The following is a 23549-nucleotide window of genomic DNA, read 5'->3' on the forward strand; positions in this document are numbered from 1 at the left end:
TCCGTGTCCACCACACGGGGAGTGTCCATGATTGCCGGTATCGGAAGGAAACACTGGTTCGCGTTGATCGTCTTGCTGACCATGTCGGCGCACTACCTCTACTTCCGCGTGCCGTTCATCGCCAACGATTATGGCCGCAACATGGTCGACTGGCCCTTGCTGGGCGATCTGCTGGTGAGCTTCCCGCTGCTGTACTACTTCATGTTTCGCCCGTCGTGGAAGGCGTTCCTGCTCAAGTGGCTGGTGTTTGCGATGGCGGGATTCGCCTTCGGCAGCCTGATTATCCCCGACGGCAGCAAGGACCTGTGGCGCGGCATCGAGCGGCTTTGGCCGCTGCTGGCGGTGGTGCAGGGGGCGCTGGAGCTGTTCCTGCTGGTGTACATGGTGCGCCGGATCAAGGCGCTGATGCGCCTGAGCGGCAACGCCGACGAGGCGCTGGCGACCGCCATCCACGGCCGCTTCGCCGGCACCGGTTTCGCGCCGTTCGCGCTGTTCGAGGCGCGGATCTGGTACTACGGCTTGTTCATGCGGCGCGGCGAGCAGCTGCGCTTCGCCGGCCAGCAGCACTTCAGCTACGACAAGAACGACGGCAACGTCTCCAACCAGTTCGCGCTGATCATGGTGATGCTGTTCGAGATGCCACTGTCGCACCTGATGCTGCATTTGATAGCGGTGAAGCCGGTGTTCGCTTGGGTGGTCGATGTGCTCAGCGTGTGGTCGGTGCTGTATCTGGTGGCGGAGTACCGGGCCAGCCAGTGGCGGCCGGTGTCGCTGGACGCAGAGGCGATCCTGATACGCTACGGCGTGTTCGCGACCGACCGCACGGTGCCGTACCACCTGATCGAATCGGTGGCCCGCTGCGGCGACGACATCTGCCGCCAGCGCGGCCTGCTGCGCTACCGCCAGTTCGGCAGCATGAACGTGGAGCTGCGCCTGAAGGCCGGCAGCAAATTACTCAACGCCTTCGGCCGCGCACAGCCCGTCGAGCGCATCTGCATCAGCCTCGACAAGCCCGACGCCTTCATCGACGCCGTGCGCGCCCGGCTCGCGGAATCAGGCTAGAACACCCATCAATTTTTGCATCGGGCTCAGTTCAATCAGCGAGTCCGGTTCGTCAATTTCCATGACGACGTCGTTATAAGCCACTGCGCGTAACGGCTCCACTTCGATAGTGTCGGAAAGACGCGCTTCATCCAGCATTTGCTGGAGTATCGGCGTGTCCAGTGTGTTGAGCTTTGCTAGTAGCGCGCCGTACTTACGGACGTCCGCATCGTTGGCTGCGATTTTGTCGGCTGGTCGTATCGCCAGATTGATACAACTGAAAACTGCAAATACGCCCAGAAGCCAAGCAGATGGAATCAACATCTGGGCCGCCAGCGCCGCGACCGCGCTGCTGCCAGCCAGCAGGCTGATGAAAGTCAGCATGGTTTGCATCCGGCGATAAAAGCGCGCTGTGCGTTGGCACAGACGCTGGGCGTAGCGCAAATTGAACTGCAACTCTTCCTTGTCCTCATCCATGACTATTTCCTTTTCTTCAAAGGTCCCTGCGCCGGCGGCTTGGCAGGAGCAGGTTTGCGCCGCTTGCGTTTGCGCTTGGGCGCAGGAAGTAGCGGAAAGTGGGATTTTAGTTCCAACAGTTTCATTGTATGCCTTGCAGCGCCGCGATGACGGACGCACGACATCAATCATCCGAGGCTCTTGAAGGCACACGCTGCGGTCTGTCAAACGTGCGGAGCAGTCTGGCAGTTCGTTGCCGAACTGAGCATTCGATGTGCGCTACGGTGCATGGATGGTACTATGGCCGCTCACTAGGAGTCCTATGCCCGATGAACTCCCCGCCAGCGACTATGGCCTGCATCAACTGACGCTCGATGGACTGGCTTTGCATGGCTGGTCGCAGCAGAACCTGTTTTTATCCCATGATTTGACGCTGGCCCTGGCCGCCGAATGCCGCGCCGGTGCGGCCGCTGGTGTGCTGGCGCTGGCCGCTGTCGGACGCGGCGCCGCGCAGGCGGTGCGCAGCGATATACGCGGCGACCGCATCCTGTGGCTGGAGGCCGGCCAGTCTGCCGCCTGCGACAGTTATCTGCTGGTGATGGAAACCCTGCGCCTGGCGTTGAACCGGGAATTCTTTCTGGGCCTCGACAGCTACGAAAGCCACTTCGCGCACTACGCGCCCGGCGCCGCTTACCACAAGCACCTGGACCGTTTTCGCGACGACGACCTGCGCACCGTCTCGGTGGTGATCTATCTGAACCCGGATTGGCGGGTGGAGCAAGGCGGCGCGCTGCGCGTGCATCCGCTGGACGCGCCCACCTGCGATATCGCGCCGCTGGGCAGCCGGCTGGTGCTGTTCATGTCGGCCGACATGCCGCATGAAGTGCTGCCGGCCACGCACGACCGCCTGTCGCTGGCCGGCTGGTTCCGCCGCCGGCCGCACTGAGAGAACGCGCTTACAGGAAGCGGTCGAGGATTTTCTTGCTGTGCTTATCCAGATCGCGAACGTCGCGGATCAGGTAGTGGATGCCGTGGATGTCGGAGATCAGCAGCGTGTCCACCGTCAGGCGGCGGATGTCTTCCTCGCCGCGCAGCACGAACTCGGTGTCGCCGCGATCGGTCGCCACCGACCAGGTGCACGGCGTGGCGAAACTGGTCACGCTGTTGATGCGCGCGATCTCCGGCATGAACTCGCGTCCTTCCAGCTCCTCGCGCACCAGCTGGCCCACGGCCGCCGGCAAGTCCTCGATGCGGTCGATCCAGCCCACTTCCTTACCGTCGGTGCTGACCAGCGCGATGCCGTCGTCCGGCGCCTGCACCGGGAAGGCGCGCACCGGCGCCACGCTCTCGTGTACTTCACCTTCTGCCGTGGTCAACACCAGGCGGCCAAAGGGATTGCGTGTCAAATTAAAATTCGTCGTCATATTCTTGTTCTCTTATTCTTTGCTGCCGCTGTCGTCGAGATCCGTGTCGACGTTGCGGGCCTGCGCCTGATACAGGCGGAAGTAGGCGCCTTCGCGCGCCATCAGGTCGTCGTGCGCGCCTTCTTCCACCACCACGCCGCGGTCCAGCACCACCAGGCGGTCCGCCTTCTGCAAGGTGGACAGGCGGTGCGCGATCGCGATCGTGGTACGGCCTTGCACCAGGTTTTCCAGCGCGCGCTGGATTTCTTTTTCGGTCTCGGAATCGACCGAGGACGTGGCCTCGTCGAGGATCAAAATCTTCGGATCGATCAGCAGCGCGCGCGCGATCGAGATGCGCTGGCGCTCGCCGCCGGACAAGCCTTGTCCGCGCTCGCCCACCATCGAATCGTAACCCTGCGGCAGGCGCAGGATGAACTCGTGCGCATGCGCCGCGCGCGCGGCGGCGATGATCTCGGCGCGCGTCGCTTCCGGCTTGCCGTAGGCCAGATTCTCGGCGATGGTGCCGAAGAACAGGAACGGCTCCTGCAGCACCAGGCCGATGTTGCGGCGATAGTCCGACACCGCGAACGAGCGGATGTCTACGCCGTCCAGCATGATCGCGCCTTCCGATACGTCGTAGAAACGGCAGATCAGGTTGACCAGCGTCGACTTGCCGGAGCCCGAATGGCCCACCAGGCCGATCATCTCGCCGGCCTTGATGTCCAGCGAAATGCCGCGGTTGACGGCGCGGTTACCATAGCGGAAGCCCACTTCGCGCAAGGTGATGTTGCCGTCCACCTTGGCCAGCTTGACCGGATTGGTGGGTTCGGGCACCGACGACACGTGGTCGAGAATGTCGAAGATGCGCTTGGCGGCCGACGCCGATTTCTGCGTCACCGAAACGATGCGGCTCATCGAATCCAGGCGGCCGTAGAAGCGGCTGGAGTAGGCGATGAAGGCCGACAGCACGCCGACCGTGATATGGCCCTTGGACACCTGGTAGATGCCGAACACCCAGATCACCAGCAAGCCCAGCTCCGTCAGGAAGGACACGGTAGGTGAGAACAGCGACCAGATTTTATTGAGCTTGTCGTTGACCGCCAGATTGTGCTTGTTGGCGGTGCGGAAGCGCGACGCTTCGCGCGACTCCTGCGCGAACGCCTTCACCACGCGGATGCCCGGGATGGTATCGGCCAGCACGTTGGTCACCTCGCCCCACACGCGGTCGATCTTTTCGAAGCCGGTGCGCAGGCGGTCGCGCACCACGTGGATCAGCCACGCGATGAACGGCAGCGGCAGCAGCGTGAAGATTGCCAGCCACGGATCGATCGAGAACAGGATCACGCCGGTCATGATGATCATCAGGCAGTCCGACGCGAAGTCCAGCAGGTGCAGCGACAGGAACACGCAGATGCGGTCACTCTCGCTGCCGATGCGCGACATCAAATCGCCGGTGCGCTTGCCGCCGAAGTACTCCAGCGACAGCCGCAGCAGGTGGTCATACGTCTCGGTGCGCAGGTCGGCGCCGATGCGCTCCGACACCAGCGCCAGCACATAGGTCTTGCCCCAGCCCAGCACCCACGCCAGCACCGCCGACGCCACCAGGCCCGACATGTACAGCGCCACCAGCGAGGCATCGACCGGTTGCCCGTTCTGGTAGGGGATCAGCACCTTGTCCATCAGCGGGATGGTCAGGTAGGGCGGGATCATGTGCGCGCCGGTCGACAGCAGCATCAGCGCGAAGCCGAAGCCCAGCGGCAGCTTGTACGGCTTGGCGAAGCGCCACAGGCGGAACAGCGTCCAGGTCGACGGCGGCGTGTAGACCACCTTGGTGCAGATCGGGCACTCTTCCTGTTCCGGCTCCAGCGGCGCCTTGCAGCTCGGGCAGACATTCTTTTCCTCGCGTACCACCGGCACGCCCAGCGCATGGCTGTCGCGGTGCGCACCGAACTGCTCGACCAGGCGGATCGCATGCAGGTTCTGGCCCAGCGTGAAGCGCCAGGCGCCCAGGCGGCCGCCGTCGTCGATCAGTTCCAGGTGGCCGACGCCCGCGTGGTCGTGGTGTTTCAGCGCCAGATCCTTAGCGAAAGGCCAACGTTGCCAGTCGCTGCGGCCCGGCGCGCGCGCCAGCACGCCGCGTTCGGTGACGAGAATTATCCCCTTGGCGAAACGAAGTTGTTCATCCAAGTCAACCTCCAGGGCACTTACAACGTTTTCCCCTTGGGAAAGTTGTGCCTGTATCTCGGAACGCCAGCGTTCAGGAAGCTCGCTCTGGCTGGAGTTGGAGGAAAGTTGTTCTGTTGTCATCGTGCAGCGTACTCCGGTGGCGAAAAGGTGGAACAAAGGTGGAACTAGTCGAAGTTGCGACTGATATAAGTGCTTTATTTACGGTATTCTGTCATTGGTTACATCCTTGACAGAAATCAAGAATAACCAGTGTTTTGTTGGCGGCAAGTATAACGCACGCGCAGGGTGGGCCAAATGCAATTTGGCCGCAGGCGGTGGTACAGAGGTTAAAATACGGCGCGGGCTGGCCACGGCTGATAACAAAGATACAAGAATAGAAACATGACCAAGAAGAAAGACATAGAAGTTCTCCGCGTAACCCATTTGCGCGGACCCAACATCTGGACCTATCGCCCGGTGATCGAGGCGTGGCTGGACATTGGCGAACTGGAGAAATTTCCCTCGAATTTGTTGCCTGGCTTGTATGAGCGCCTGACCGCGATCCTGCCGGGGCTGATCGTCCACCGCTGCGGCGTGGGCGAGCACGGCGGCTTCCTGGAGCGCCTGCGCGACGGCACGTATGCCGGTCACATCCTCGAACACGTGGTGCTCGAACTGCAAAACCTGGCCGGCATGAAGACCGGCTTCGGCAAGACGCGCCAGATCGGCGACGGCACCGGCCTGTACAAGATGGCCTTCCGCACCCGCCAGGAGCAGGTGGGACGCGCCGCGCTGGCCGCCGGCCGCGACTTGCTGATGGCGATGATCGAAGACAAACCTTACGATCTGGCCGCCACCATTATCGATTTGACCGACCTGGTCGAGTCGGTGTGCCTGGGCCCGAGCACCGCCAACATCGTCGATGCCGCCACCGTGCGCAAGATCCCATCGATCCGCCTGACCGACGGCAACCTGGTGCAGCTGGGCCACGGCGCCATGCAGCGCCGCATCTGGACCGCCGAAACCGAAGAAACCAGCGCCATCGCCGAAGGCATCGCCAGCGACAAGGACTTGACCAAGTCGCTGCTGTCCTCCTGCGGCGTGCCCGTGCCCGAAGGCGAGCTGGTCACCAGCGCCGAAGCGGCGTGGGAAGCGGCGCAGGACATCGGCGTGCCGGTGGTGGTCAAGCCGTACGACGGCAACCACGGCCGCGGCGTCTCGCTCAACCTGATGACCGAAGCCGACGTCACCGCCGCCTACGTGCTGGCCGCGCGCAAGGGCGACAGCAAGAGCGTGATCGTCGAGCGCTTCATCGCCGGCAACGAACACCGCCTGCTGGTGGTGGGCAAGCGCCTGATCGCCGCCGCCGCCGGTGAATCGCTGTGGGTAACCGGCAACGGCAAATCCAACATCATCGAGCTGGTCGACGACCAGATCAACACCGATCCGCGCCGCGGCACCACCGAGGATTCGCCGCTGAACGCGCTGGCGCCGGAGCACGGCGCCGAGATCATCCTGGAGCTGGAGCGCCAGGGCATGACCGCCTACTCTGTGCCGCAGGACGGCCAGAAGGTGCTGATCCAGCCGAACGGCAACGTCGCCTTCGACGTCACCGACCAGGTGCACCCGCAAGTGGCCGCGATGGCCACGCTGGCCGCGCGCGTGGTCGGCCTGGACATCGCCGGCATCGACGTGGTGGCCTCCGACATCTCGCGCCCGCTGCACGAAACGGGCGGCGCCATCATCGAAGTCAACGCCAGCCCGGGCCTGCTGGCCCACCTGAAGCCGGCCAGCGGCGAGCCGCGCAACGTCGGCGAAGCCATCGTCGACCACCTGTTCGCGCCCGAAGAGGGAGGCCGCATGCCGATCGTCGGCATCACCGGCAAGCACGGCACCACCATGGCCTCGCGCCTGATCGCCTGGCTGCTGCAAATCAGCGGCAAGAAGGTCGGCCTGGCCTGCGCCGACGGCCTGTTCGTCAACGGCCGCCTGCTGCCGCGCGACGGCTTCAGCGACTGGGAAACCGGCGAGCGGCTGCTGCTGAACAAAAATGTCGAAGCCGGCGTGTTCGAAGCCAGCGCCCGCATGATCCTGACCGAAGGCCTGGCCTACGACAAGTGCGCGGTCGGCGTGGTCACCGACGTCAGCGATTTCGAAGACGTGGCCGAGTTCCATATCCCTAGCCTCGACAAGCTGTACGGCGTGCTGCGCACCCAGGTCGACGTCATCCTGCCGAGCGGCGTGGCGGTGCTCAACGCCGCCGACGCGCAAGTGGTCGACATGGCCGAGCTGTGCGACGGCGAAGTGATCTTCTACGGCGTCGACGAGCACCTGGCCGCCATCGCCGAACACCGCCAGGACGGCAAGCGCGTGGTGTTCCAGCGCGCGGACCGCATCGTGCTGGCGCAAGGCTACGACGATGTCGCCAGCCTGCCGCTGTCGCCGCTGGTGCCGCCGGAGGCCGTGCTGGCCGCGATCGCCGCCGGCTGGGCGCTGGGCCTGTCGCCGGAGCTGATAGGCGCCGGCCTGCGCACGTTTGATGCGAACCCAAAGCGAACTCATCACTGATACATCACTGAAAGAACAAGCAGATTTATGGAAGTCATCCGCACCCGCGCCCTTCGCGGCCCGAATCTTTGGAGCCACCACACGGCGGTGGAAGTGATCGTATCGTGCCCGCCCGAGGAGCAGTCGATCGCCACGCTGCCCGGCTTCGAGCAGCGCCTGCACGCGCGCTTTCCCGCCATCGGCGCCCTGCAAACCACCGGTCACACCGACGCCGTGCCGCTGGCGCGCGTGCTAGAAGTGGCGGCACTGAGCCTGCAAGCGCAAGCCGGCTGCCCGGTCACCTTCAGCCGCACCACGGCCACGCTGGAAGACGGCATCTACCAGACCGTGGTCGAGTACACCGAAGAAGCGGTCGGCCGCCTGGCGATGACCTTGGCGCACAACCTGATCAACTCGGCCCTGGCCGACACCCCGTTCGACCTGACCGGCGCGCTGAACGAACTGCGCGACCTGGATGAAGACGTGCGCCTGGGCCCAAGCACCGGCGCCATCGTCAGTGCCGCCGTCGCGCGCGACATCCCGATCCGCCGCCTGACCGAAGGCAGCATGGTGATGTTCGGCTGGGGCTCGCGCCAGCGCCGCATCCAGGCCGCCGAAATGGACAGCACCAGCGCCATCGGCGAATCGATCGCGCAGGACAAGGAACTGACCAAGAAACTGCTGCACGCGGCCGGCGTGCCGGTGCCTATCGGCCGCTCGGTGGAAGACGCCGAAGACGCCTGGGCGGCCGCGCTGGAAATCGGCCTGCCGGTGGTGGTCAAGCCCAAGGACGGCAACCAGGGCAAGGGCGTCACGGTCAACGTGATGTCGAAGGAGCACCTGGAGAAGGCCTTCCACACGGCCAAGGAATTCCGCGACGACATCATGGTCGAGCGCTACCTGCCTGGCCACGATTATCGCCTGCTCGTCATCGGCAACAAGCTGGTGGCCGCCGCGCGCCGCGACCCGCCGCAGGTGGTGGGCGATGGCGTGAACACCGTGCGTGAACTGGTCAACATCGTCAACGCCGACCCGCGCCGCGGCAGCGGCCATTCGACCTCGCTGACCAAGATCCGCTTCGACGACATCGCCCTCGCGCGCCTGGCGCTGCAAGACCTGGAAGCCGATTCGATCCCGGCCAAGGGCCAGCGCGTCATCCTGCGCAACAACGCCAACCTGTCGACCGGCGGCACCGCCACCGACGTCACCGACGACGTGCACCCTGAAGTGGCGGCGCGCGCGGTGGAAGCGGCGCAGATGATCGGCCTCGATATCTGCGGCGTCGACGTGGTCTGCGACGGCGTGCTGCAACCGATCGAGAACCAGCGCGGCGGCGTGGTCGAAGTCAACGCCGCCCCCGGCCTGCGCATGCACATCGCGCCATCGTTCGGCAAAGGCCGCGCGGTGGGTGAAGCCATCGTCAACACCATGTTCGCGCCGGGCGAGAACGGCCGCATTCCGGTGGTCGCCGTCACCGGCACCAACGGCAAGACCACCACCGTGCGCCTGATCGCCCACCTGCTGACCGCCAGCGGCCTGCGCACCGGCATGACCAATACCGACGGCGTCTACATCGAAGGCCGCCAGACCGACAGCGGCGATTGCAGCGGCCCGCGCAGCGCGCGCAACGTGCTGCTGCACCCGGACGTCGACGCTGCGGTGTTTGAAACCGCGCGCGGCGGCGTGCTGCGCGAAGGCCTGGCCTTCGACCGCTGCCAGGTTGCCGTCGTCACCAACATCGGCAGCGGCGACCACCTCGGCCTGAACTACATCACCACAGTGGAAGACCTGGCCGTGCTGAAGCGCGTGATCGTGCAGAACGTCTCCGAGAGCGGCTTCGCGGTGCTGAACGCGATCGATCCTATCGTCGCCGGCATGGCGGCCAACTGCCGCGGCAAGGTGATCTTCTTCGGCGCCGAACGTGGCCATCCGGTGATCGCCACGCACCTGGCGCAGGGCAGCCGCACCGTGTACGTGGAAGACGGCCATGTGGTCGCCGCCGAAGGCAAGAACCTGCAGCGCATCGCGCTGTCGGAAGTGCCGATCACCCGCAACGGCGCCATCGGCTTCCAGGTGGAGAACGTGATGGCGTCGGTCGCCGCCGCGTGGGGCGTGGGTATCAGCTGGGATGCGATCCGCCTCGGCCTGAAAACCTTCGCCAACGATTCCGACAACGCGCCGGGCCGCTTCAACGTGTTCGACTACAAGGGTGCGACGCTGATCGCCGACTACGGCCACAATCCGGACGCCATCCTGGCGCTGGTGCAGGCGGTGGAAACCATGCCGGCCAAGCGCCGCTCGGTGGTCATCAGCGGCGCCGGCGACCGCCGCGACCAGGACATCACGCAGCAGACGCAGATCCTCGGCCGCGCCTTCGACGACGTGATCCTGTACGAAGACGCCTGCCAGCGTGGCCGTGTGGACGGTGAAGTGGTGGGCCTGCTGCGTTCGGGCCTGAACGGCGCGCCGCGCACCACGCACATCCAGGAAATCTACGGCGAGTTCCTCGCCATCGACACCGCCCTGGGCCGCCTGAAAGAGGGCGACCTGTGCCTGATCCTGGTCGATCAGGTCGAGGACGCGCTGGCCCACATCGCCAAGCGCATCGCCGAAGCGTAAAACCAACCGGGGCCAGTCCCCGGTTTTTTTACGCCCGCACTCATTGTTAATGACTATCGATTCCATAAATATATATAGATTTTATTTATGACGTTGTATGGGTAGAATGATTTCACTATCAAACAACGAGGAGTCATAGCAATGAGCCAGCCACCTATCACCACCGCCTCCGGCATCCCGGTCGCCGACAACCAGAATTCCGCCAGCGCCGGCCCGCGCGGCCCGCTGCTGCTGCAAGACTTCCATCTGATCGAAAAGCTGCAGCACTTCAACCGCGAGCGCATCCCTGAGCGCGTGGTCCACGCCAAGGGTTCGGGCGCCTACGGCAGCTTCACCGTCACCCACGACATCACCAAATACACCAAGGCCAAGCTGTTCTCCGAGATCGGCAAGAAGACCGACACCTTCGTGCGCTTCTCCACCGTCGGCGGCGAGAAGGGCAGCGCCGACACCGAACGCGATCCGCGCGGCTTCGCCATGCGCTTCTACACCGAGGAAGGCAACTGGGACCTGGTTGGCAACAACACGCCGATGTTCTTCATCAAGGACGGCATCAAGTTCCCCGACTTCATCCACACGCAAAAGCGCGACCCGCAGACCAACCTGAAATCGCCGACCATGATGTTCGACTTCTGGAGCAAGACGCCGGAAAGCCTGCACCAGGTGACGATGCTGTTCTCCGACCGCGGCACGCCGGACGGCTACCGCCACATGGACGGTTTCGGCAGCCACACCTTCAGCCTGATCAACGCCGCCGGTGAACGCGTCTACGTCAAATGGCACTTGAAGACGAAGCAGGGCATCAAGAACCTGCCCGCCGCCGAAGCCACCCGCATCGCCGGCACCGACCCGGACTACGCGCAGCGCGACCTGTTCGGCGCCATCGCCGCCGGCGACTTCCCGCAGTGGGACGTCAAGCTGCAAGTGGCGACCGAGGCCGAACTGGCCGCATGGGAAGCGCGCACCGGCTGGAACCCGTTCGACCTGACCAAGGTCTGGCCGCACAAGGACTTCCCGCTGATTCCGGTCGGCGTGTTCGAGTTGAACCGCAACCCGCTGAACTACCACGCGGAAGTGGAGCAGGCCGCGCTGTCGCCATCGAACGTGGTGCCTGGCCTGGGCTACTCGCCGGACAAGATGCTGCAAGCGCGCCTGTTCGCCTACCACGACGCCCAGCTGTACCGCGTCGGCACCAACCACCAGCACCTGCCGGTGAACGCGCCGCGCTGCCCCTTCCACAACCAGCAGCGCGACGGCGCGATGGCGATCGCCAACGGCGGCGCGGAGCAGAACTACGCAGCCACCGAAGCGGGCGGCAGCCAGCCGCAAGGCCTGGGCCACGGCGAACCGGCGCTGGCGCTGCAAGGCGGCGCGGCCCGCTACGACGGCCGCGGCAAGGAAGACGATTACACCCAGGCCGGTAATCTGTTCCGTTTGATGCCGGCGCAGGAGCAGCAGAACCTGTTCGACAACATCGCCGGTCCGCTGAGCCAGGTGAGCGCCGAGATCATCGCCCGCCAGCTGGCCCACTTCGACCTGGCCGACCCGGCCTACGGCGCCGGCGTGCGCGCCGCGCTGGCCGCCAAGGGTGTAGTGGTGGCATAAAGGAAGGCTGCGGGCGACGCTGAATTGCACTACAATCGGATGGTGCAGTGCAGCGTAGTCCGCATCCTTCCGGAGGTCACACTTGAATCGCAAACCCGCTCAGCTCTCGTCGCCTTCGATGCCGGGGCAAGTCGTACTGGCGCTGCAGGGCGGCGGTGCGTTGGGCGCCTACCAGGTGGGCGTCTACCAGGCCATGCACGAAGCCGGCGTCGAGCCGGACTGGGTGATCGGCACTTCCATCGGCGCCATCAACGGCGCCATCATCGCCGGCAACGAGCCGCGCTACCGCATGGATAGGCTGCGCCAGTTCTGGCACCGCATGGAGCAGAACGCGCTCGGCTTCTCCGTCATGCCGCGCGCGCTGGCCAACGCGGTGACGATGGGGCAGGGCATACCGGCCTTCTTCGAACCCAATCTCTCCTCGTGGTGGAATCCCGACGCCAAGGTCGGCGTCGAACACGCTTCCTACTATCAAACCGCGCCGCTGCGCACCACGCTCGATACGCTGGTCGATTTCGAGCGCCTCAACGATTGCGATACCCGCTTCACGGTCGGCGCGGTCAATGCGCGCACCGGCGGCATGCGCTATTTCGACAGCCGCAAGGACACGCTGAGCGCCTCGCACGTGATGGCCTCCGGCGCGCTGCCGCCGGCCTTTCCCGCTGTGCGCATCGACGGCCAGCCCTACTGGGACGGTGGCATCTATTCCAACACGCCGATCGAGGCGGTGCTGGACGACGAGCCGCGCCGCAGCTCGGTGATCTTCTCGGTGCAGGTGTGGAACCCGGACGGCAGCGAGCCGCAAAGCATGTTGCAGGTGCTGGACAAGTACAAGGAGATCCAGTACGCCAGCCGCGCCAGCAATATCGAGCAGCAGCGCAAGCTGCACCGGCTGCGCCACGTGATCCGCCAATTGACGCTGCACCTGTCGGACGAAGCGGCGATGTCGCCCGAGGTGCGCGAGCTGGCCGCGTGGGGCTGCGGCACCACCATGCACGTGGTGTCGCTCAAATCGCCGCGCGTCGGCAACGAGGACCACACCAAGGACATCGACTTCAGCGCCGCCGGCATCCGCGCCCGCTGGCAGGCCGGCTACGAAGACACCCAGCGCATGATCGCGCTGCGGCCATGGGACCGCGAGATCGATCCGATCGAGGGCATCGCCATCCACGAGCTGCCGCCGCCCTAGTTGCCGGCCGCTGGTAAAATAGCGTCATCGGCATTCACTTCATATTGGATCGACATGACTATCAAAATCAGCCAAAACTTTGACTCCGGCGCCATCGAGGTGCTGCGCGCGGACAGCGCGGCGGAGATCGAACTGAATCTGCGCAAGGACTCGCACGCCGACATCCACCAGTGGTTCCACTTCCGCCTGCAGGGCGCGCGCGGCCAGCAGGTGCGCATGCGCTTCCTGAACGCCGGCCAGGCCACCTACGCCAAGGGCTATGAGGACTACCAGGCCGTAGCCAGCTACGACACCGAAAACTGGTTCCGCGTGCCGACCGCCTTCGATGGCGAGGTCATGACCATCAAGCACTCGCCGGACACCGACAGCGTTTACTACGCCTACTTCGAGCCGTATTCGTTCGAGCGCCATCTGCGCCTGCTGGGCGAGGTGGCCGAGCATCCGCTGGCCCGCGTGCAGGACCTGGGCAACACCATCGACGGCCGCGACATGAATCTGGTCGTCATCGGCAAGCCGGAAGCGGAAAAGAAAATCTGGGTCATCGCGCGCCAGCATCCGGGCGAGTCGATGGCCGAGTGGTTCGTCGAAGGCCTGATCGATTCGCTGCTGGACGACGCCAATCCGATCGCCCGCAAGCTGCTGCAGCGCTGCGTGTTCTACATCGTGCCGAACATGAATCCGGACGGCTCGGTGCGCGGCAACCTGCGCACCAATGCCTCGGGCGCCAACCTGAATCGCGAGTGGATGACGCCATCGGTCGAGCGCAGCCCGGAAGTGCTGTACGTGAAGCAGAAGATGCACGAAACCGGCATCGACATGTTCTTCGACATCCACGGCGACGAGGCGCTGCCGTACAACTTCGTGGCCGGTAACGAGATGCTGGAGAACTTTAGCGAAGAGCGCCGCGTCAAGCAGCAGGATTTCATCGACCGTTACAAGAACGCCAGCCCGGACTTCCAGGACAAATACGGCTACGCCGCCAGCAAGTACAAGGAAGACATGCTGACCCTGGCGTCCAAGTACGTCGGCCACCACTTCGGCTGCCTGGCGCTGACCCTGGAGATGCCGTTCAAGGACAACGCCGACCTGCCGGATCCGCACGTGGGCTGGAACGGCGCCCGCAGCGCGGCGCTGGGCGCGTCCATCCTGCAACCTATCCTGCTGTCGCTGGACGCCTGAGATGGGCGTTGAAATCGAGCGCAAGTTCCTGTTGCGCGGCGATGCGTGGAAGAGCCTTGGCGAGCCGGTGTTTTTCCGCCAGGGCTATCTGTCGTCGCACAAGGATCGCGTGGTGCGGGTGCGCATCGAGGGCGATCGGGCGGTGATGACGATCAAGGGCCGCAACGTCGGCGCCACGCGCGGCGAGTGGGAGTATGCTATCCCGATGGCCGACGCGGTCGAGCTGCTGGACCGCTTGTGCGAGCAGCCGCTGATCGAAAAATATCGCCGCCGCATAGACTACGCCGGCAACGTGTGGGAAGTCGACGAGTTCCTCGGCGCGAACGCCGGACTGGTGGTCGCCGAGATCGAATTGAGTTCGGAAGACCAGGCGTTCGACAAGCCGGAATGGATGGGCGACGAAGTCACCGATGACCTGCGCTACCTCAACTCCAGCCTGATAAAGCACCCGTATTCGGCTTGGTAGCTCGGTGGATTTGTACTAAGCTGGTTGGATGGACAACGAGCGATTTGCCGCACTTGAGGCGCACTACAATGCCATCCTGCCAACGCTAGCGACGAAGGCGGACATTGAGGCCTTGCGTGCTGAAATGCACAAGATGTCGGCCGAAACCCACAAATGGATGGTGGCCAGCCTGATCGGCCTGTTCATCGGTTTTGGCGGCCTGGGCATTACGCTCGGCCAGATCCTGAAACCGCAGGCGCAGTCTGCTTTCACGCAGGTGGCTGCACAGCCGCCGCAACCTATCGTCATCTACTTGTCGCCACCGCCGGCCCCAAAATAAAAACGCCCTCATTTGAGGGCGTTTTGCTTAGTGGAAGTGCTCGGTGCCGGTAGGCGTATCCTCGGGCATTTCCGCGTGCGCCAGTTCGCCGACCGGGTCGGCAAACAGCGGCGCGCCGCAGTCGTCGCAGAACTCGGCCACGAAACGCTCGCTGTGCTTCTTGATCTGCGTAACGCCGGCCTCGTTCAGGTGGGTGATGATTTCCTCCACCGGCGTGATCGGCTGCTGCACCACGCCGCCAGGACCGCCTTGCAGCGGACCTTCCGGCGGCGTGCCTTCTTCATCTTCCTGCCCGTACAGCGGCCACACCACGCCGTAGATCACATCCGGCGACGAGCGCTGCGTGAAGGCCACACGGTATTCGTCGATCTGGCCGTCGGCGTTTTCCTCGCCGAAGCCGGCGATCACCGCGCGCAGTTCGGATGGCTCGATCGCCAGCGTATGCGTCAGGTAGTGCACGGCGGCGCGGATCGATACCGGACGTATCAACTTGTCCGCCTCGCGGCAGGCCATGTAGTAAGCCTCCGGCAGCAGCAGCTCGACGCCGCAACCCGGCAGCAAACGGTTGATGGTCGGCGTGACCTGCGCGCGCCACTGCTCCAGCGCGTTGGTGCGTTCAGTGACAAAGTTGGCCTGGTTGGCCGGCATCTGCCAGCGGAACAGCGGGCCGCCAGCCGGCGTCACCACGGCCACCAGCAGGTAGCGGGTGTCGGCCAGGAAGGGCGCCGTCTCCGGCACCTTGGTGTCGGCCTTCAGCACCGTGCCCTTGAGCGCGGCCTGCGCCAGCTTGTGCACCTTGGCATACGTCTCGACGTGGCTGCGCGGCAGCTGGTCGATCGAGAACAGCGTCGGCGACATCGCCATGTGCGTGCCGTCGGCCAGCAGGTGGGCTGAGAAGTGCGCCGACAGCGTGCTCAGGATATCGGCCGGGATCGCGCCCGAAGCGATGGCGAAGCGGGTCCACGCCAGGATGGGCGCGGCCACCAGCAGCACGTCGTACTGCTTGGCGACGCCGTCGGTTTCGACGGTGATGCTGCTCGATTCGCTGACCGCTTCCACGCCATCCATCAACACGTCGTACGCGTTCAGGTCTTCCTTGAACAGGCTGTTCAAGGTCGAATCGATGGTTTCCTGGTGACCGGTCTTGAGGAGTTTGTGGAGCTGCGCATCGAGGCTGTGTTCCCAGGCCCGCTCTTCGATACGGCTGGCCGCCTGCCCGACTGCGAGGGCATAGGTGACGAGGCGCTGGCTCTCGGCAGACAACTTATGGGATGAATCTTTGTTTGGACGACGCATAGCGCAATAAGAGTCTCATAAAAGTGGATAAAGCGGATCAGTCATGCAGATGATAACCCTTATGAACCGTATTGTAGTTGATTCAGCAAACGTGCATAAAAAAACGCCGGGCTAGCCGGCGTCTTCTGTGAAGCAACTAACCGCTTAGGCGGCCAGCAGCTGACGCAGCACGAATGGCAGGATACCGCCATGCTTGTAGTAGTCGACTTCGATCGGGGTATCGATACGCAGCAGCACTTTCACTTCCTGTGCCGGCTTGCCTTCGCGATGGATGACCAGGGTCGCCAGTTGCTGTGGCTTGATCTCGCCTTCCAGACCCTTCAGGTCGTAGACTTCCTTGCCGGTGATGCCCAGCGATTCAACGCTGTCGTTGCCGATGAATTGCAGCGGCAGCACGCCCATGCCGACCAGGTTCGAGCGGTGGATACGTTCGAACGAACGCACGATCACAGCCTTCACGCCCAGCAGCTGGGTGCCTTTGGCTGCCCAGTCGCGCGACGAGCCGGTGCCGTATTCTTCGCCGCCGAACACCATGGTTGGCGTGCCTTCAGCAACATACTTCATCGCTGCGTCGTAGATCGACAGCTGTTCGCCGGTAGGCTGGTGAATGGTGATGCCGCCTTCAACCGCCGAACCGTCCGCCTTGGCAGGAATCATGCGGTTCTTGATACGCACGTTGGCGAAGGTGCCGCGCATCATGATCTCGTGGTTGCCGCGACGCGAGCCGTAGGAGTTGAAGTCCGCCTTCATCACGCCGTTCGCCAGCAGCCATTTGCCCGCTGGACCGTCTTCCTTGATGGAGCCGGCAGGGGAGATGTGGTCGGTGGTGATCGAGTCGCCGAACACGCCCAGTGCGCGCGCGCCGGTGATGCCGGTGGCGGCCGCTTTCGGGGTCATCTCGAAGCCGTCGAAGAACGGTGGCTCGGCGATGTAGGTCGACGCTGGCCAGTTGTAGACATTGCCTTCGGTCGACGACACGTGTTCCCACAGCTTGCCTGGGTTGCCCTTGACGTCGGCGTAGTTCGACTTGAACACTTTCGAGTTCATCGCGAACTTCATCAGCTTGGCGATCTCTTTCGAGGTCGGCCAGATGTCGCCCAGGTACACGTCCTTGCCGTCCTTGCCCTTGCCAACTGGCTGGGTCATCAGGTCGACGGTCATGTTGCCGGCGATGGCGTAGGCCACGACCAGCGGTGGCGATGCCAGGAAGTTCGAACGGATGTTCGGGTGGATCCGCGCTTCGAAGTTGCGGTTACCGGACAGCACGGCCGAAGCGACGATGTCGTTGCTGCTGATCGCGGCGTTCAGTTCCGGGGTCAGGTCGCCGGCGTTACCGATGCAGGTGGTGCAACCGTAGGCGGTCACGCCGAAGCCCAGTTGCTCCAGGTATGGCAGCAGGCCGGCGGCGGTCAGGTACTCGGTCACAACGCGCGAGCCAGGAGCCAGCGAGGTCTTGATGTGCGGAGCGACGGTCAGGCCGGCTTCGACGGCTTTCTTCGCCAGCAGGCCGGCGGCCAGCAGCACGCTCGGGTTCGAGGTGTTGGTGCACGAGGTGATCGCAGCGATCAGCACGTCGCCGTTTTTCACGTTCACGCCGTTGGTGGTGGTGTAGGTCTTGTTCAGGTCGTCGGCTTTTTTGTTGAAGCCGTTGTCGGTGGTCGGCTTCGAGAACAGTTCGGTGAAGTTGTTCTTCACGTTGCCGATTTCGATACGATCCTGTGGACGCTTAGGACCGGCCAGCGAAGGCGTAACGCTGGTCAGGTTCAGTTCCACCACGCGGGTGTAGTCGATGTCGCCGGCTTTCGGTACGCCGTACAGGCCCTGGGCCTTGAAGTAGGCGGCGAATGCAGCGATTTCGTCCTTGGTGCGGCCGGTGCCTTCGAAGTATTCGATGGTGGCGTCATCAACCGGGAAGAAGCCCATGGTCGCGCCGTATTCAGGCGCCATGTTGGCGATGGTGGCGCGGTCGGTCAGCGACAGCGTCTCGGTGCCTTCGCCGAAGAACTCGACGAACTTGCCGACGACTTTTTCCTTGCGCAGCAGTTCGGTGATGGTCAGTACCAGATCGGTTGCGGTGCAGCCTTCGCGCAGGATGCCGGTCAGGTTCACGCCGATCACGTCCGGGGTCAGGAAGTAGACTGGCTGGCCCAGCATGCCGGCTTCCGCCTCGATGCCGCCCACGCCCCAGCCGACTACGCCGATGCCGTTGATCATGGTGGTGTGCGAGTCGGTGCCGACCAGGGTGTCCGGGTAGTACACGCCGTCAGTGGTCTTGTGCACGCCGCGCGCCAGGTATTCCAGGTTGACCTGGTGGACGATGCCGAAGCCAGGAGGCACGACGCCGAAGGTGTCAAAGGCTTGCATGCCCCATTTCATGAACTGGTAGCGCTCGTTGTTGCGCGAGAATTCCAGCTTCATGTTCAGGTCCAGCGCGCCCTTTTCGCGGAAGTGGTCGATGGTGACCGAGTGGTCGACCACCAGGTCGACTGGGACCAGTGGTTCGATTTTCTTGGCGTTGATGCCCATCTTGTAGGCGACGTTGCGCATCGCGGCCAGGTCGGCCAGCAGTGGCACGCCGGTGAAGTCCTGCAGCACCACGCGGGCGACTACGAATGGGATCTCGTCGGTACGGTCGGCGGTCGCGCCCCAGTTGGCCAGCTGCTTGACGTGTTCTTCGGTGACCTTCTTGCCGTCGCAGTTACGCAGCACGGATTCCAGCACAACACGGATCGATACCGGCAGGCGGGAGATTTTGGCGCCCAGGCTCTTTTCCAGGGCTGGCAGGGAGTAGAACTTGCCCTTTTTGCCGGAAATGTTGAAATCCTTAAGCGTGTTCAGAGTGTTGCGGGACATGACCTCTCCTTCGTGGGTATCGTCTATTATTGAAGTTAAAACCGTGGTGCTGGCGCCCGTGTCGGCGCGCCCCTTTTGGAACTTATTTGTAACTAACTTAGTGGAACGTGACCTTGGTGCTGGTCGGCTCCGATGGATTGGCGGCGACCGGTTTCAGTTGCTCGGCGTTGCGGCATTCGTTGGCCAGCTGGCGGTTCTGCTTGGAGTCCAGCAGCATGGCCTTGGACGGAATGCCGATCCAGATCAGGCCGTACATTTTGTTTTCAAAGCGCTGCGCGCCGGTGGTGGTGCCCACGCGGGTCAGGCGGTGCAGGCGCTTCTTCCAGCGCAGCGCGATGTGCGCCTCGTCGTTGGCGTTGGCGTAGATGGTGATCTTGTTGCCCAGTTCGCAGTCGAACTCGGTCACGGCGTCATCGGTGATGGCCGGTTCGTCGGCGTCTTCGTCCGGCGTCTTGGCTTCGGCCGGCTTGGCGGCGGCTTTGGATTTGCCCGCCTTCTTGACGGTTTTTTTGGCTGGCGCGGTGGTCTGCGCCTGCGCGCCGGCGGCCAGGGTCATGGAGGCCAGCGCGAAGCTGCAAGCCAGGAGTAGTTTGGAGATGGACATCATGGTGTTTCCAGTGTGGGGTCGGTGGGGCTGCCGTTCATCAGCGTGGTGGCGGACTCGGGCAAGCTCAGCCCGGCCAGCTTGGCGCGCTGTAAAACGGTCCAATAGTATCTGTAGCTTGCACGGTCATGCAAGCGCCCGTTTTGGGAAATTGGCCCCCATTGCTTCGCCTCTGCTTCAAGCAGGATGGCGGCCGCCTCGCTGACCTCGGACAGGCGCGGCGTGAAGGTCTTGATAATTGGTTTGATCTGGTTCGGGTGGATGCTCCACATGCGCGTGTAGCCGAATTCGGCGGCGGCGCGCTGGGCATCGTTGGCGGCGACCGCCGTGTCCTTGATCTCGGTGGTCACGTTATGCGACGGCACCTTGCCGTGCGCGTGGCAGGCGGCGGCGATGTCCAGCTTGGCGCGCACCACCAGCGGGTGCGTGAACTGGCCCGGCGTGCGCATCGCGTTGGCGGGAATCGCGCCGTAGTGCGAGGAGACGAAATCCATGATGCCGAACGACAGGCACTGCACCTGGGGCAGGGCGGCGATGTCGTAGGCTTCGCGCAGCGCGCCGTGGGTTTCGATCAGCACGTGCACCGGCAGGTCCTTGCGGCCGGCCTTGGCGGCGTGGGTGTTGATCAGCTTGATGGCGGCGGCGACTTCCTTGGCGCCGTGCACCTTGGGCAGCACCACGTAGGCCAGGCGCCGGGCGGCGGCGCAGATGATCTCGACGTCCTGGGAAAAGAACGGGCTGGCGACATCGTGCACGCGGGCGCCGATGCGGTTGAATTTGTTCTCGTCCGACAGCAGCAGCTCCACCACCAGGCGGGCGTGGGCTTCCTCGTTGCCGGCGCTGGCGCCGTCTTCGCAATCGAGGGTGATGTCGAACAGGGGGCCAAGCTCTTGTTGCAGGGCGATCGATTTGCGCATCAGCTTTTCGGAGCCGGCGTAATGGTCGCAAGCCGGCAGCAGCAGCGGCTGGCGATTGCCCTGGAATAAAACCTCGGATGGGTGCATGCGGGAATCTTGAGTAGATACAGACACCGCGCTGCTCTCGGCAGCGCGGCGGGTGCGGCGGATCGGTGGTTTAACCGGTTCCACTTGCGGTGATGTCAGAACTTAGGCTGGCAGCAGGTGCTTGACGCCTTCGCGCTCTTCGGTCAGTTCTTTCAGGGTCAGGTTGATGCGCTCTTGCGAGAACGCGTCGATTTCCAGGCCCTGGACGATTTTGTATTCGCCGTTTTCGGTGGTCACCGGGAAGCCGAACATGGTGCCTTCAGGGATGCCGTACGAACCATCCGAAGGAACGCCCATGGTGGTCCACTTGCCGCCGGTGCCGACGTGCCAGTCGTGCATGTGGTCGATGGCTGCGTTGGCTGCCGATGCTGCCGACGACAGGCCGCGTGCTTCGATGATCGCTGCGCCGCGCTTGCCGACGGTCGGCAGGAAGGTGTTGGCGTTCCATTCCTGGTCGTTGATCAGGTCCTTGACGTTCTTGCCGTTCACGGTAGCGAAACGGTAGTCGGCGTACATGGTCGGCGAGTGGTTGCCCCATACGCACAGCTGTTCGATGTCCTTGACGGCGGTGCCGGTCTTGGCGGCCACTTGCGACAGCGCGCGGTTGTGGTCCAGGCGCAGCATGGCGGTGAAGTTCTTGGCCGGCAGCGAAGGCGCCGATTTCATGGCGATGTAGGCGTTGGTGTTGGCTGGGTTGCCGACCACCAGTACTTTAACATTGCGCGATGCGACGGCATCCAGCGCCTTGCCTTGTACGGTGAAGATCTGGGCATTGGCTTCCAGCAGGTCTTTACGTTCCATGCCTGGGCCGCGTGGACGGGCGCCAACCAGCACGGCGTGGTCGACATCCTTGAAGGCGGTCATCGGGTCGGAGTGGGCGGTCATCCCGGCCAGCAGCGGGAAGGCGCAGTCGTCGATTTCCATCATGACGCCCTTGAGCGCTTTCTGGGCTTTTTCGTCGGCGATTTCCAGCAATTGCAGAATGACTGGTTGGTCTTTGCCCAGCATGTCGCCATTGGCGATGCGGAACAGCAGAGCGTAACCGATTTGACCGGCGGCGCCGGTGACAGCAACACGCATTGGGGTTTTAGCCATGATGAATCTCCAAAGTGGGAATTAAAACGTTCTCGAAGCAGGACCGGTGCCGGTCCGGGAAATCGTAATCATACTGCAAATTGAGCGCTTAGAATGGTTGCCGAAGCGTTAGCTAGAGCGTCTCGCCGGGGAGTGTAGGCCTGTGGATGGCATCTGTCAATCCTATCTTATGTCTTATATAAGACAGATAAGTTATTGCTTGTTTTTGCTGGACGGCACCGGGCATTTGTGGTGAAATCTTGGTCTATGAATTCAGTCCCGCCCAATCCGAACAGCAATTCCACTGCCGTCAGCACCGGCGGGGCTGCCGGACCGTCTGCGGGCTCCGCGGCCGCGCCGTCGCCGACTTTCTCCCCACTGTACCAGCAAATCAAGGCGCTGATCACGCAAAGCCTGCAATCGGGCGAGTGGAAACCGGGTGAATTGATCCCCAGCGAAGTGGAGCTGGCCAACCGTTTCAAGGTCAGCCAGGGCACGGTGCGCAAGGCGATCGACGAACTGGCGGCGGAAAACCTGGTGATGCGCAAGCAGGGCAAGGGCACTTTCGTGTCCACCCACCATGAGGCGCGCGCCCATTTCCGCTTCCTGCGCCTGATGCCCGACGAGGGCGTGCCGCACTACCCGGAAAGCAAATTCATCGAAGTCAAGCGCATGCGCGCGCCCGCCGACGTGGCGCGCCTGCTGGACCTGAAGTCCGGCGATGCCGTCATCTTCATCAAGCGCGTGCAATCCTTCGACAGCCTGCCTACCATCGTCGAGGAGCTGTGGTTGCCGGGCATGACCTTCAAGGGACTGACCGCCGAGCGCCTGGTCGAGTACAAGGGGCCGATGTACGGCCTGTTCGAATCCGAATTCGGCACCCGCATGATACGCGCGACGGAGAAGATCCGCGCCGTCTGCGCCGGCGCCGAAGATGCCCAATTGCTGCATATTCCCGTCAATACGCCCTTGCTGGCGTCCGAGCGCGTGTCGTTCACATATGGCGACAAGGCCGTGGAATTGCGCCGTGGCTTGTACTCCACGGAGCGCCATCACTATCACAATGAATTGAATTAGGGAGACCCTGAAGCACCGGAAAAGCCGCTTCAGGCAGCGAAAACAGGGCGGCGTCACACCCCGGTAGCATTGTTGCGCTGATAATACGTTGAGCTACGGAAAGTAGCCGCCGCTTAGTGTTGCCAAACACTATTTTAGTTATATGTAACAATAGATATTGGTTATGAGTGCGAAAATCGGCGAAAATCGCAGTCTCGATATTTTTGTTTAAGCTTAGGAGGTCTTGTTATGTCAGAAGCCGTAAGGGAAACCCCAAAAAAAGAACGGCCTCAATTCACTAACATTCATGTTACTGAATTGTCCAACTACCGCATGCCTTTGGCCGCGATCGTCTCCATCCTGCACCGTATCAGCGGCTTCATGATGTTTGGCCTGCTGCCTTTCGTGCTCTATCTGCTGGAGCAGAGCTTGCGCTCCGAGATCTCCTTCGCCTACTACCAGGGGATAGTTTCCTACCCGCTGGTCAAACTGATCATCCTGGCCCTGGTCTGGGGTTATATGCATCACTTCTGCGCTGGCGTACGCCACCTGGTGATGGATGCCCACATCGGCCTGGACAAGGATTCGGCCCGCAAATCGTCGGCCGGCGTGCTGATCGTCAGCCTGACGCTGACCGTGATCGTCGCCCTCAAACTGTTTGGAGTTTTCTGA

The 23549-nt window shown here is 63.2% G+C and carries 19 protein-coding genes; 11 read left to right on the forward strand and 8 right to left on the reverse strand.

Annotation, left to right across the window (positions count from 1 at the left end; genetic code table 11):
* Positions 1–27 precede the first annotated feature (27 nt).
* On the forward strand, positions 28–1062 hold the full coding sequence (locus tag D0T21_RS00145) for a hypothetical protein (protein ID WP_116987867.1): 1035 nt from the start codon (positions 28–30) through the stop codon (positions 1060–1062).
* Here the strand turns inward: D0T21_RS00145 and D0T21_RS00150 are convergent.
* Positions 1054–1689, reverse strand: a complete 636-nt coding sequence (locus D0T21_RS00150; RefSeq protein WP_147328012.1) for a hypothetical protein — start codon at positions 1687–1689, stop codon at positions 1054–1056. The two genes, D0T21_RS00145 and D0T21_RS00150, sit on opposite strands and share 9 nt — an antisense overlap.
* A 130-nt stretch (positions 1690–1819) precedes the next feature.
* Between D0T21_RS00150 and D0T21_RS00155 the strand changes: the two genes are divergently transcribed.
* Entirely contained in the window at positions 1820–2443 is a 624-nt protein-coding gene (locus D0T21_RS00155) for a 2OG-Fe(II) oxygenase (protein ID WP_116987869.1), read from the forward strand.
* Positions 2444–2453: 10 nt separating this feature from the next.
* Here the strand turns inward: D0T21_RS00155 and D0T21_RS00160 are convergent, their stop codons facing one another.
* Positions 2454–2921, reverse strand: a complete 468-nt coding sequence (locus D0T21_RS00160) for a DUF1854 domain-containing protein (RefSeq protein WP_116987870.1) — start codon at positions 2919–2921, stop codon at positions 2454–2456.
* Between the two features lie 12 nt (positions 2922–2933).
* Positions 2934–5207 (reverse strand): ABC transporter ATP-binding protein, encoded by a 2274-nt coding sequence (locus tag D0T21_RS00165; protein ID WP_116987871.1) that lies wholly within the window; start codon positions 5205–5207, stop codon positions 2934–2936.
* A 261-nt stretch (positions 5208–5468) separates the two neighbouring features.
* Here D0T21_RS00165 and cphA (D0T21_RS00170) point away from each other — a divergent pair, with 261 nt between their 5' ends.
* The 7 genes from cphA (D0T21_RS00170) (at position 5469) to D0T21_RS00200 (ending at position 14990) form a co-directional block, all read left to right on the forward strand.
* Positions 5469–7634, forward strand: a complete 2166-nt coding sequence (cphA, locus tag D0T21_RS00170) for a cyanophycin synthetase (RefSeq protein WP_116987872.1) — start codon at positions 5469–5471, stop codon at positions 7632–7634.
* A 27-nt stretch (positions 7635–7661) separates the two neighbouring features.
* Complete coding sequence (gene cphA, locus D0T21_RS00175; RefSeq protein ID WP_116987873.1) at positions 7662–10232, forward strand: cyanophycin synthetase; 2571 nt, start codon at positions 7662–7664, stop codon at positions 10230–10232.
* 141 nt (positions 10233–10373) lie between these two features.
* A complete protein-coding gene (locus D0T21_RS00180; protein ID WP_116987874.1) occupies positions 10374–11837 on the forward strand; it encodes a catalase in 1464 nt (487 codons plus the stop codon).
* Positions 11838–11955: 118 nt separating this feature from the next.
* On the forward strand, positions 11956–13026 hold the full coding sequence (locus D0T21_RS00185; protein ID WP_116987875.1) for a patatin-like phospholipase family protein: 1071 nt from the start codon (positions 11956–11958) through the stop codon (positions 13024–13026).
* 54 nt (positions 13027–13080) lie between these two features.
* Positions 13081–14205 (forward strand): M14-type cytosolic carboxypeptidase, encoded by a 1125-nt coding sequence (locus D0T21_RS00190; RefSeq protein WP_116987876.1) that lies wholly within the window; start codon positions 13081–13083, stop codon positions 14203–14205.
* Position 14206: 1 nt separating this feature from the next.
* The gene (locus D0T21_RS00195; RefSeq protein ID WP_116987877.1) at positions 14207–14671 is read left to right on the forward strand and encodes a CYTH domain-containing protein; all 465 of its coding nucleotides are present in this window, start codon (positions 14207–14209) and stop codon (positions 14669–14671) included.
* Between the two features lie 28 nt (positions 14672–14699).
* Positions 14700–14990, forward strand: coding sequence for a hypothetical protein (locus tag D0T21_RS00200; RefSeq protein ID WP_147328013.1), 291 nt, complete (start codon positions 14700–14702; stop codon positions 14988–14990).
* 27 nt (positions 14991–15017) lie between these two features.
* On the opposite strand, the gene D0T21_RS00205 is transcribed toward D0T21_RS00200, so the two are convergent.
* The 5 genes from D0T21_RS00205 to D0T21_RS00225 form a co-directional block, all read right to left on the reverse strand.
* On the reverse strand, positions 15018–16286 hold the full coding sequence (locus tag D0T21_RS00205; protein ID WP_116987879.1) for a DUF2863 family protein: 1269 nt from the start codon (positions 16284–16286) through the stop codon (positions 15018–15020).
* A 144-nt stretch (positions 16287–16430) separates the two neighbouring features.
* Positions 16431–19139 carry an aconitate hydratase AcnA gene (acnA, locus tag D0T21_RS00210; RefSeq protein ID WP_116987880.1) on the reverse strand — a complete coding sequence of 903 codons (2709 nt, stop codon included), beginning with the start codon at positions 19137–19139 and terminating at the stop codon, positions 16431–16433.
* Positions 19140–19236: 97 nt separating this feature from the next.
* The gene (locus tag D0T21_RS00215; RefSeq protein ID WP_116989296.1) at positions 19237–19743 is read right to left on the reverse strand and encodes a hypothetical protein; all 507 of its coding nucleotides are present in this window, start codon (positions 19741–19743) and stop codon (positions 19237–19239) included.
* On the reverse strand, positions 19743–20747 hold the full coding sequence (locus D0T21_RS00220) for a CoA ester lyase (RefSeq protein ID WP_116987881.1): 1005 nt from the start codon (positions 20745–20747) through the stop codon (positions 19743–19745). Before D0T21_RS00220 ends, D0T21_RS00215 begins: the two co-directional genes overlap by 1 nt.
* A gap of 102 nt (positions 20748–20849) precedes the next feature.
* The gene (locus D0T21_RS00225) at positions 20850–21842 is read right to left on the reverse strand and encodes a malate dehydrogenase (RefSeq protein WP_116987882.1); all 993 of its coding nucleotides are present in this window, start codon (positions 21840–21842) and stop codon (positions 20850–20852) included.
* A gap of 246 nt (positions 21843–22088) precedes the next feature.
* On the opposite strand from D0T21_RS00225, the gene D0T21_RS00230 reads away from it, so the two are divergent.
* Both D0T21_RS00230 and sdhC read left to right on the forward strand, forming a co-directional pair.
* Entirely contained in the window at positions 22089–22898 is an 810-nt protein-coding gene (locus D0T21_RS00230; protein WP_116987883.1) for a GntR family transcriptional regulator, read from the forward strand.
* A gap of 228 nt (positions 22899–23126) precedes the next feature.
* A complete protein-coding gene (gene sdhC, locus D0T21_RS00235) occupies positions 23127–23549 on the forward strand; it encodes a succinate dehydrogenase, cytochrome b556 subunit (RefSeq protein ID WP_116987884.1) in 423 nt (140 codons plus the stop codon).

Source organism: Duganella sp. BJB476 (assembly GCF_003416895.1).
GTDB lineage: Bacteria > Pseudomonadota > Gammaproteobacteria > Burkholderiales > Burkholderiaceae_D > Rugamonas.

Excerpts from the sequence above, each read along its gene's own strand:
- D0T21_RS00145 (WP_116987867.1), top strand. The coding sequence starts at position 28 with ATGATTGCCGGTATCGGAAGGAAACACTGGTTCGCGTTGATCGTCTTG.
- D0T21_RS00150 (WP_147328012.1), bottom strand. The coding sequence starts at position 1,689 with ATGATTGATGTCGTGCGTCCGTCATCGCGGCGCTGCAAGGCATACAAT.
- D0T21_RS00155 (WP_116987869.1), top strand. The coding sequence starts at position 1,820 with ATGCCCGATGAACTCCCCGCCAGCGACTATGGCCTGCATCAACTGACG.
- D0T21_RS00160 (WP_116987870.1), bottom strand. The coding sequence starts at position 2,921 with ATGACGACGAATTTTAATTTGACACGCAATCCCTTTGGCCGCCTGGTG.
- D0T21_RS00165 (WP_116987871.1), bottom strand. The coding sequence starts at position 5,207 with ATGACAACAGAACAACTTTCCTCCAACTCCAGCCAGAGCGAGCTTCCT.
- cphA (WP_116987872.1), top strand. The coding sequence starts at position 5,469 with ATGACCAAGAAGAAAGACATAGAAGTTCTCCGCGTAACCCATTTGCGC.
- cphA (WP_116987873.1), top strand. The coding sequence starts at position 7,662 with ATGGAAGTCATCCGCACCCGCGCCCTTCGCGGCCCGAATCTTTGGAGC.
- D0T21_RS00180 (WP_116987874.1), top strand. The coding sequence starts at position 10,374 with ATGAGCCAGCCACCTATCACCACCGCCTCCGGCATCCCGGTCGCCGAC.
- D0T21_RS00185 (WP_116987875.1), top strand. The coding sequence starts at position 11,956 with ATGCCGGGGCAAGTCGTACTGGCGCTGCAGGGCGGCGGTGCGTTGGGC.
- D0T21_RS00190 (WP_116987876.1), top strand. The coding sequence starts at position 13,081 with ATGACTATCAAAATCAGCCAAAACTTTGACTCCGGCGCCATCGAGGTG.
- D0T21_RS00195 (WP_116987877.1), top strand. The coding sequence starts at position 14,207 with ATGGGCGTTGAAATCGAGCGCAAGTTCCTGTTGCGCGGCGATGCGTGG.
- D0T21_RS00200 (WP_147328013.1), top strand. The coding sequence starts at position 14,700 with ATGGACAACGAGCGATTTGCCGCACTTGAGGCGCACTACAATGCCATC.
- D0T21_RS00205 (WP_116987879.1), bottom strand. The coding sequence starts at position 16,286 with ATGCGTCGTCCAAACAAAGATTCATCCCATAAGTTGTCTGCCGAGAGC.
- acnA (WP_116987880.1), bottom strand. The coding sequence starts at position 19,139 with ATGTCCCGCAACACTCTGAACACGCTTAAGGATTTCAACATTTCCGGC.
- D0T21_RS00215 (WP_116989296.1), bottom strand. The coding sequence starts at position 19,743 with ATGTCCATCTCCAAACTACTCCTGGCTTGCAGCTTCGCGCTGGCCTCC.
- D0T21_RS00220 (WP_116987881.1), bottom strand. The coding sequence starts at position 20,747 with ATGCACCCATCCGAGGTTTTATTCCAGGGCAATCGCCAGCCGCTGCTG.
- D0T21_RS00225 (WP_116987882.1), bottom strand. The coding sequence starts at position 21,842 with ATGGCTAAAACCCCAATGCGTGTTGCTGTCACCGGCGCCGCCGGTCAA.
- D0T21_RS00230 (WP_116987883.1), top strand. The coding sequence starts at position 22,089 with ATGAATTCAGTCCCGCCCAATCCGAACAGCAATTCCACTGCCGTCAGC.
- sdhC (WP_116987884.1), top strand. The coding sequence starts at position 23,127 with ATGTCAGAAGCCGTAAGGGAAACCCCAAAAAAAGAACGGCCTCAATTC.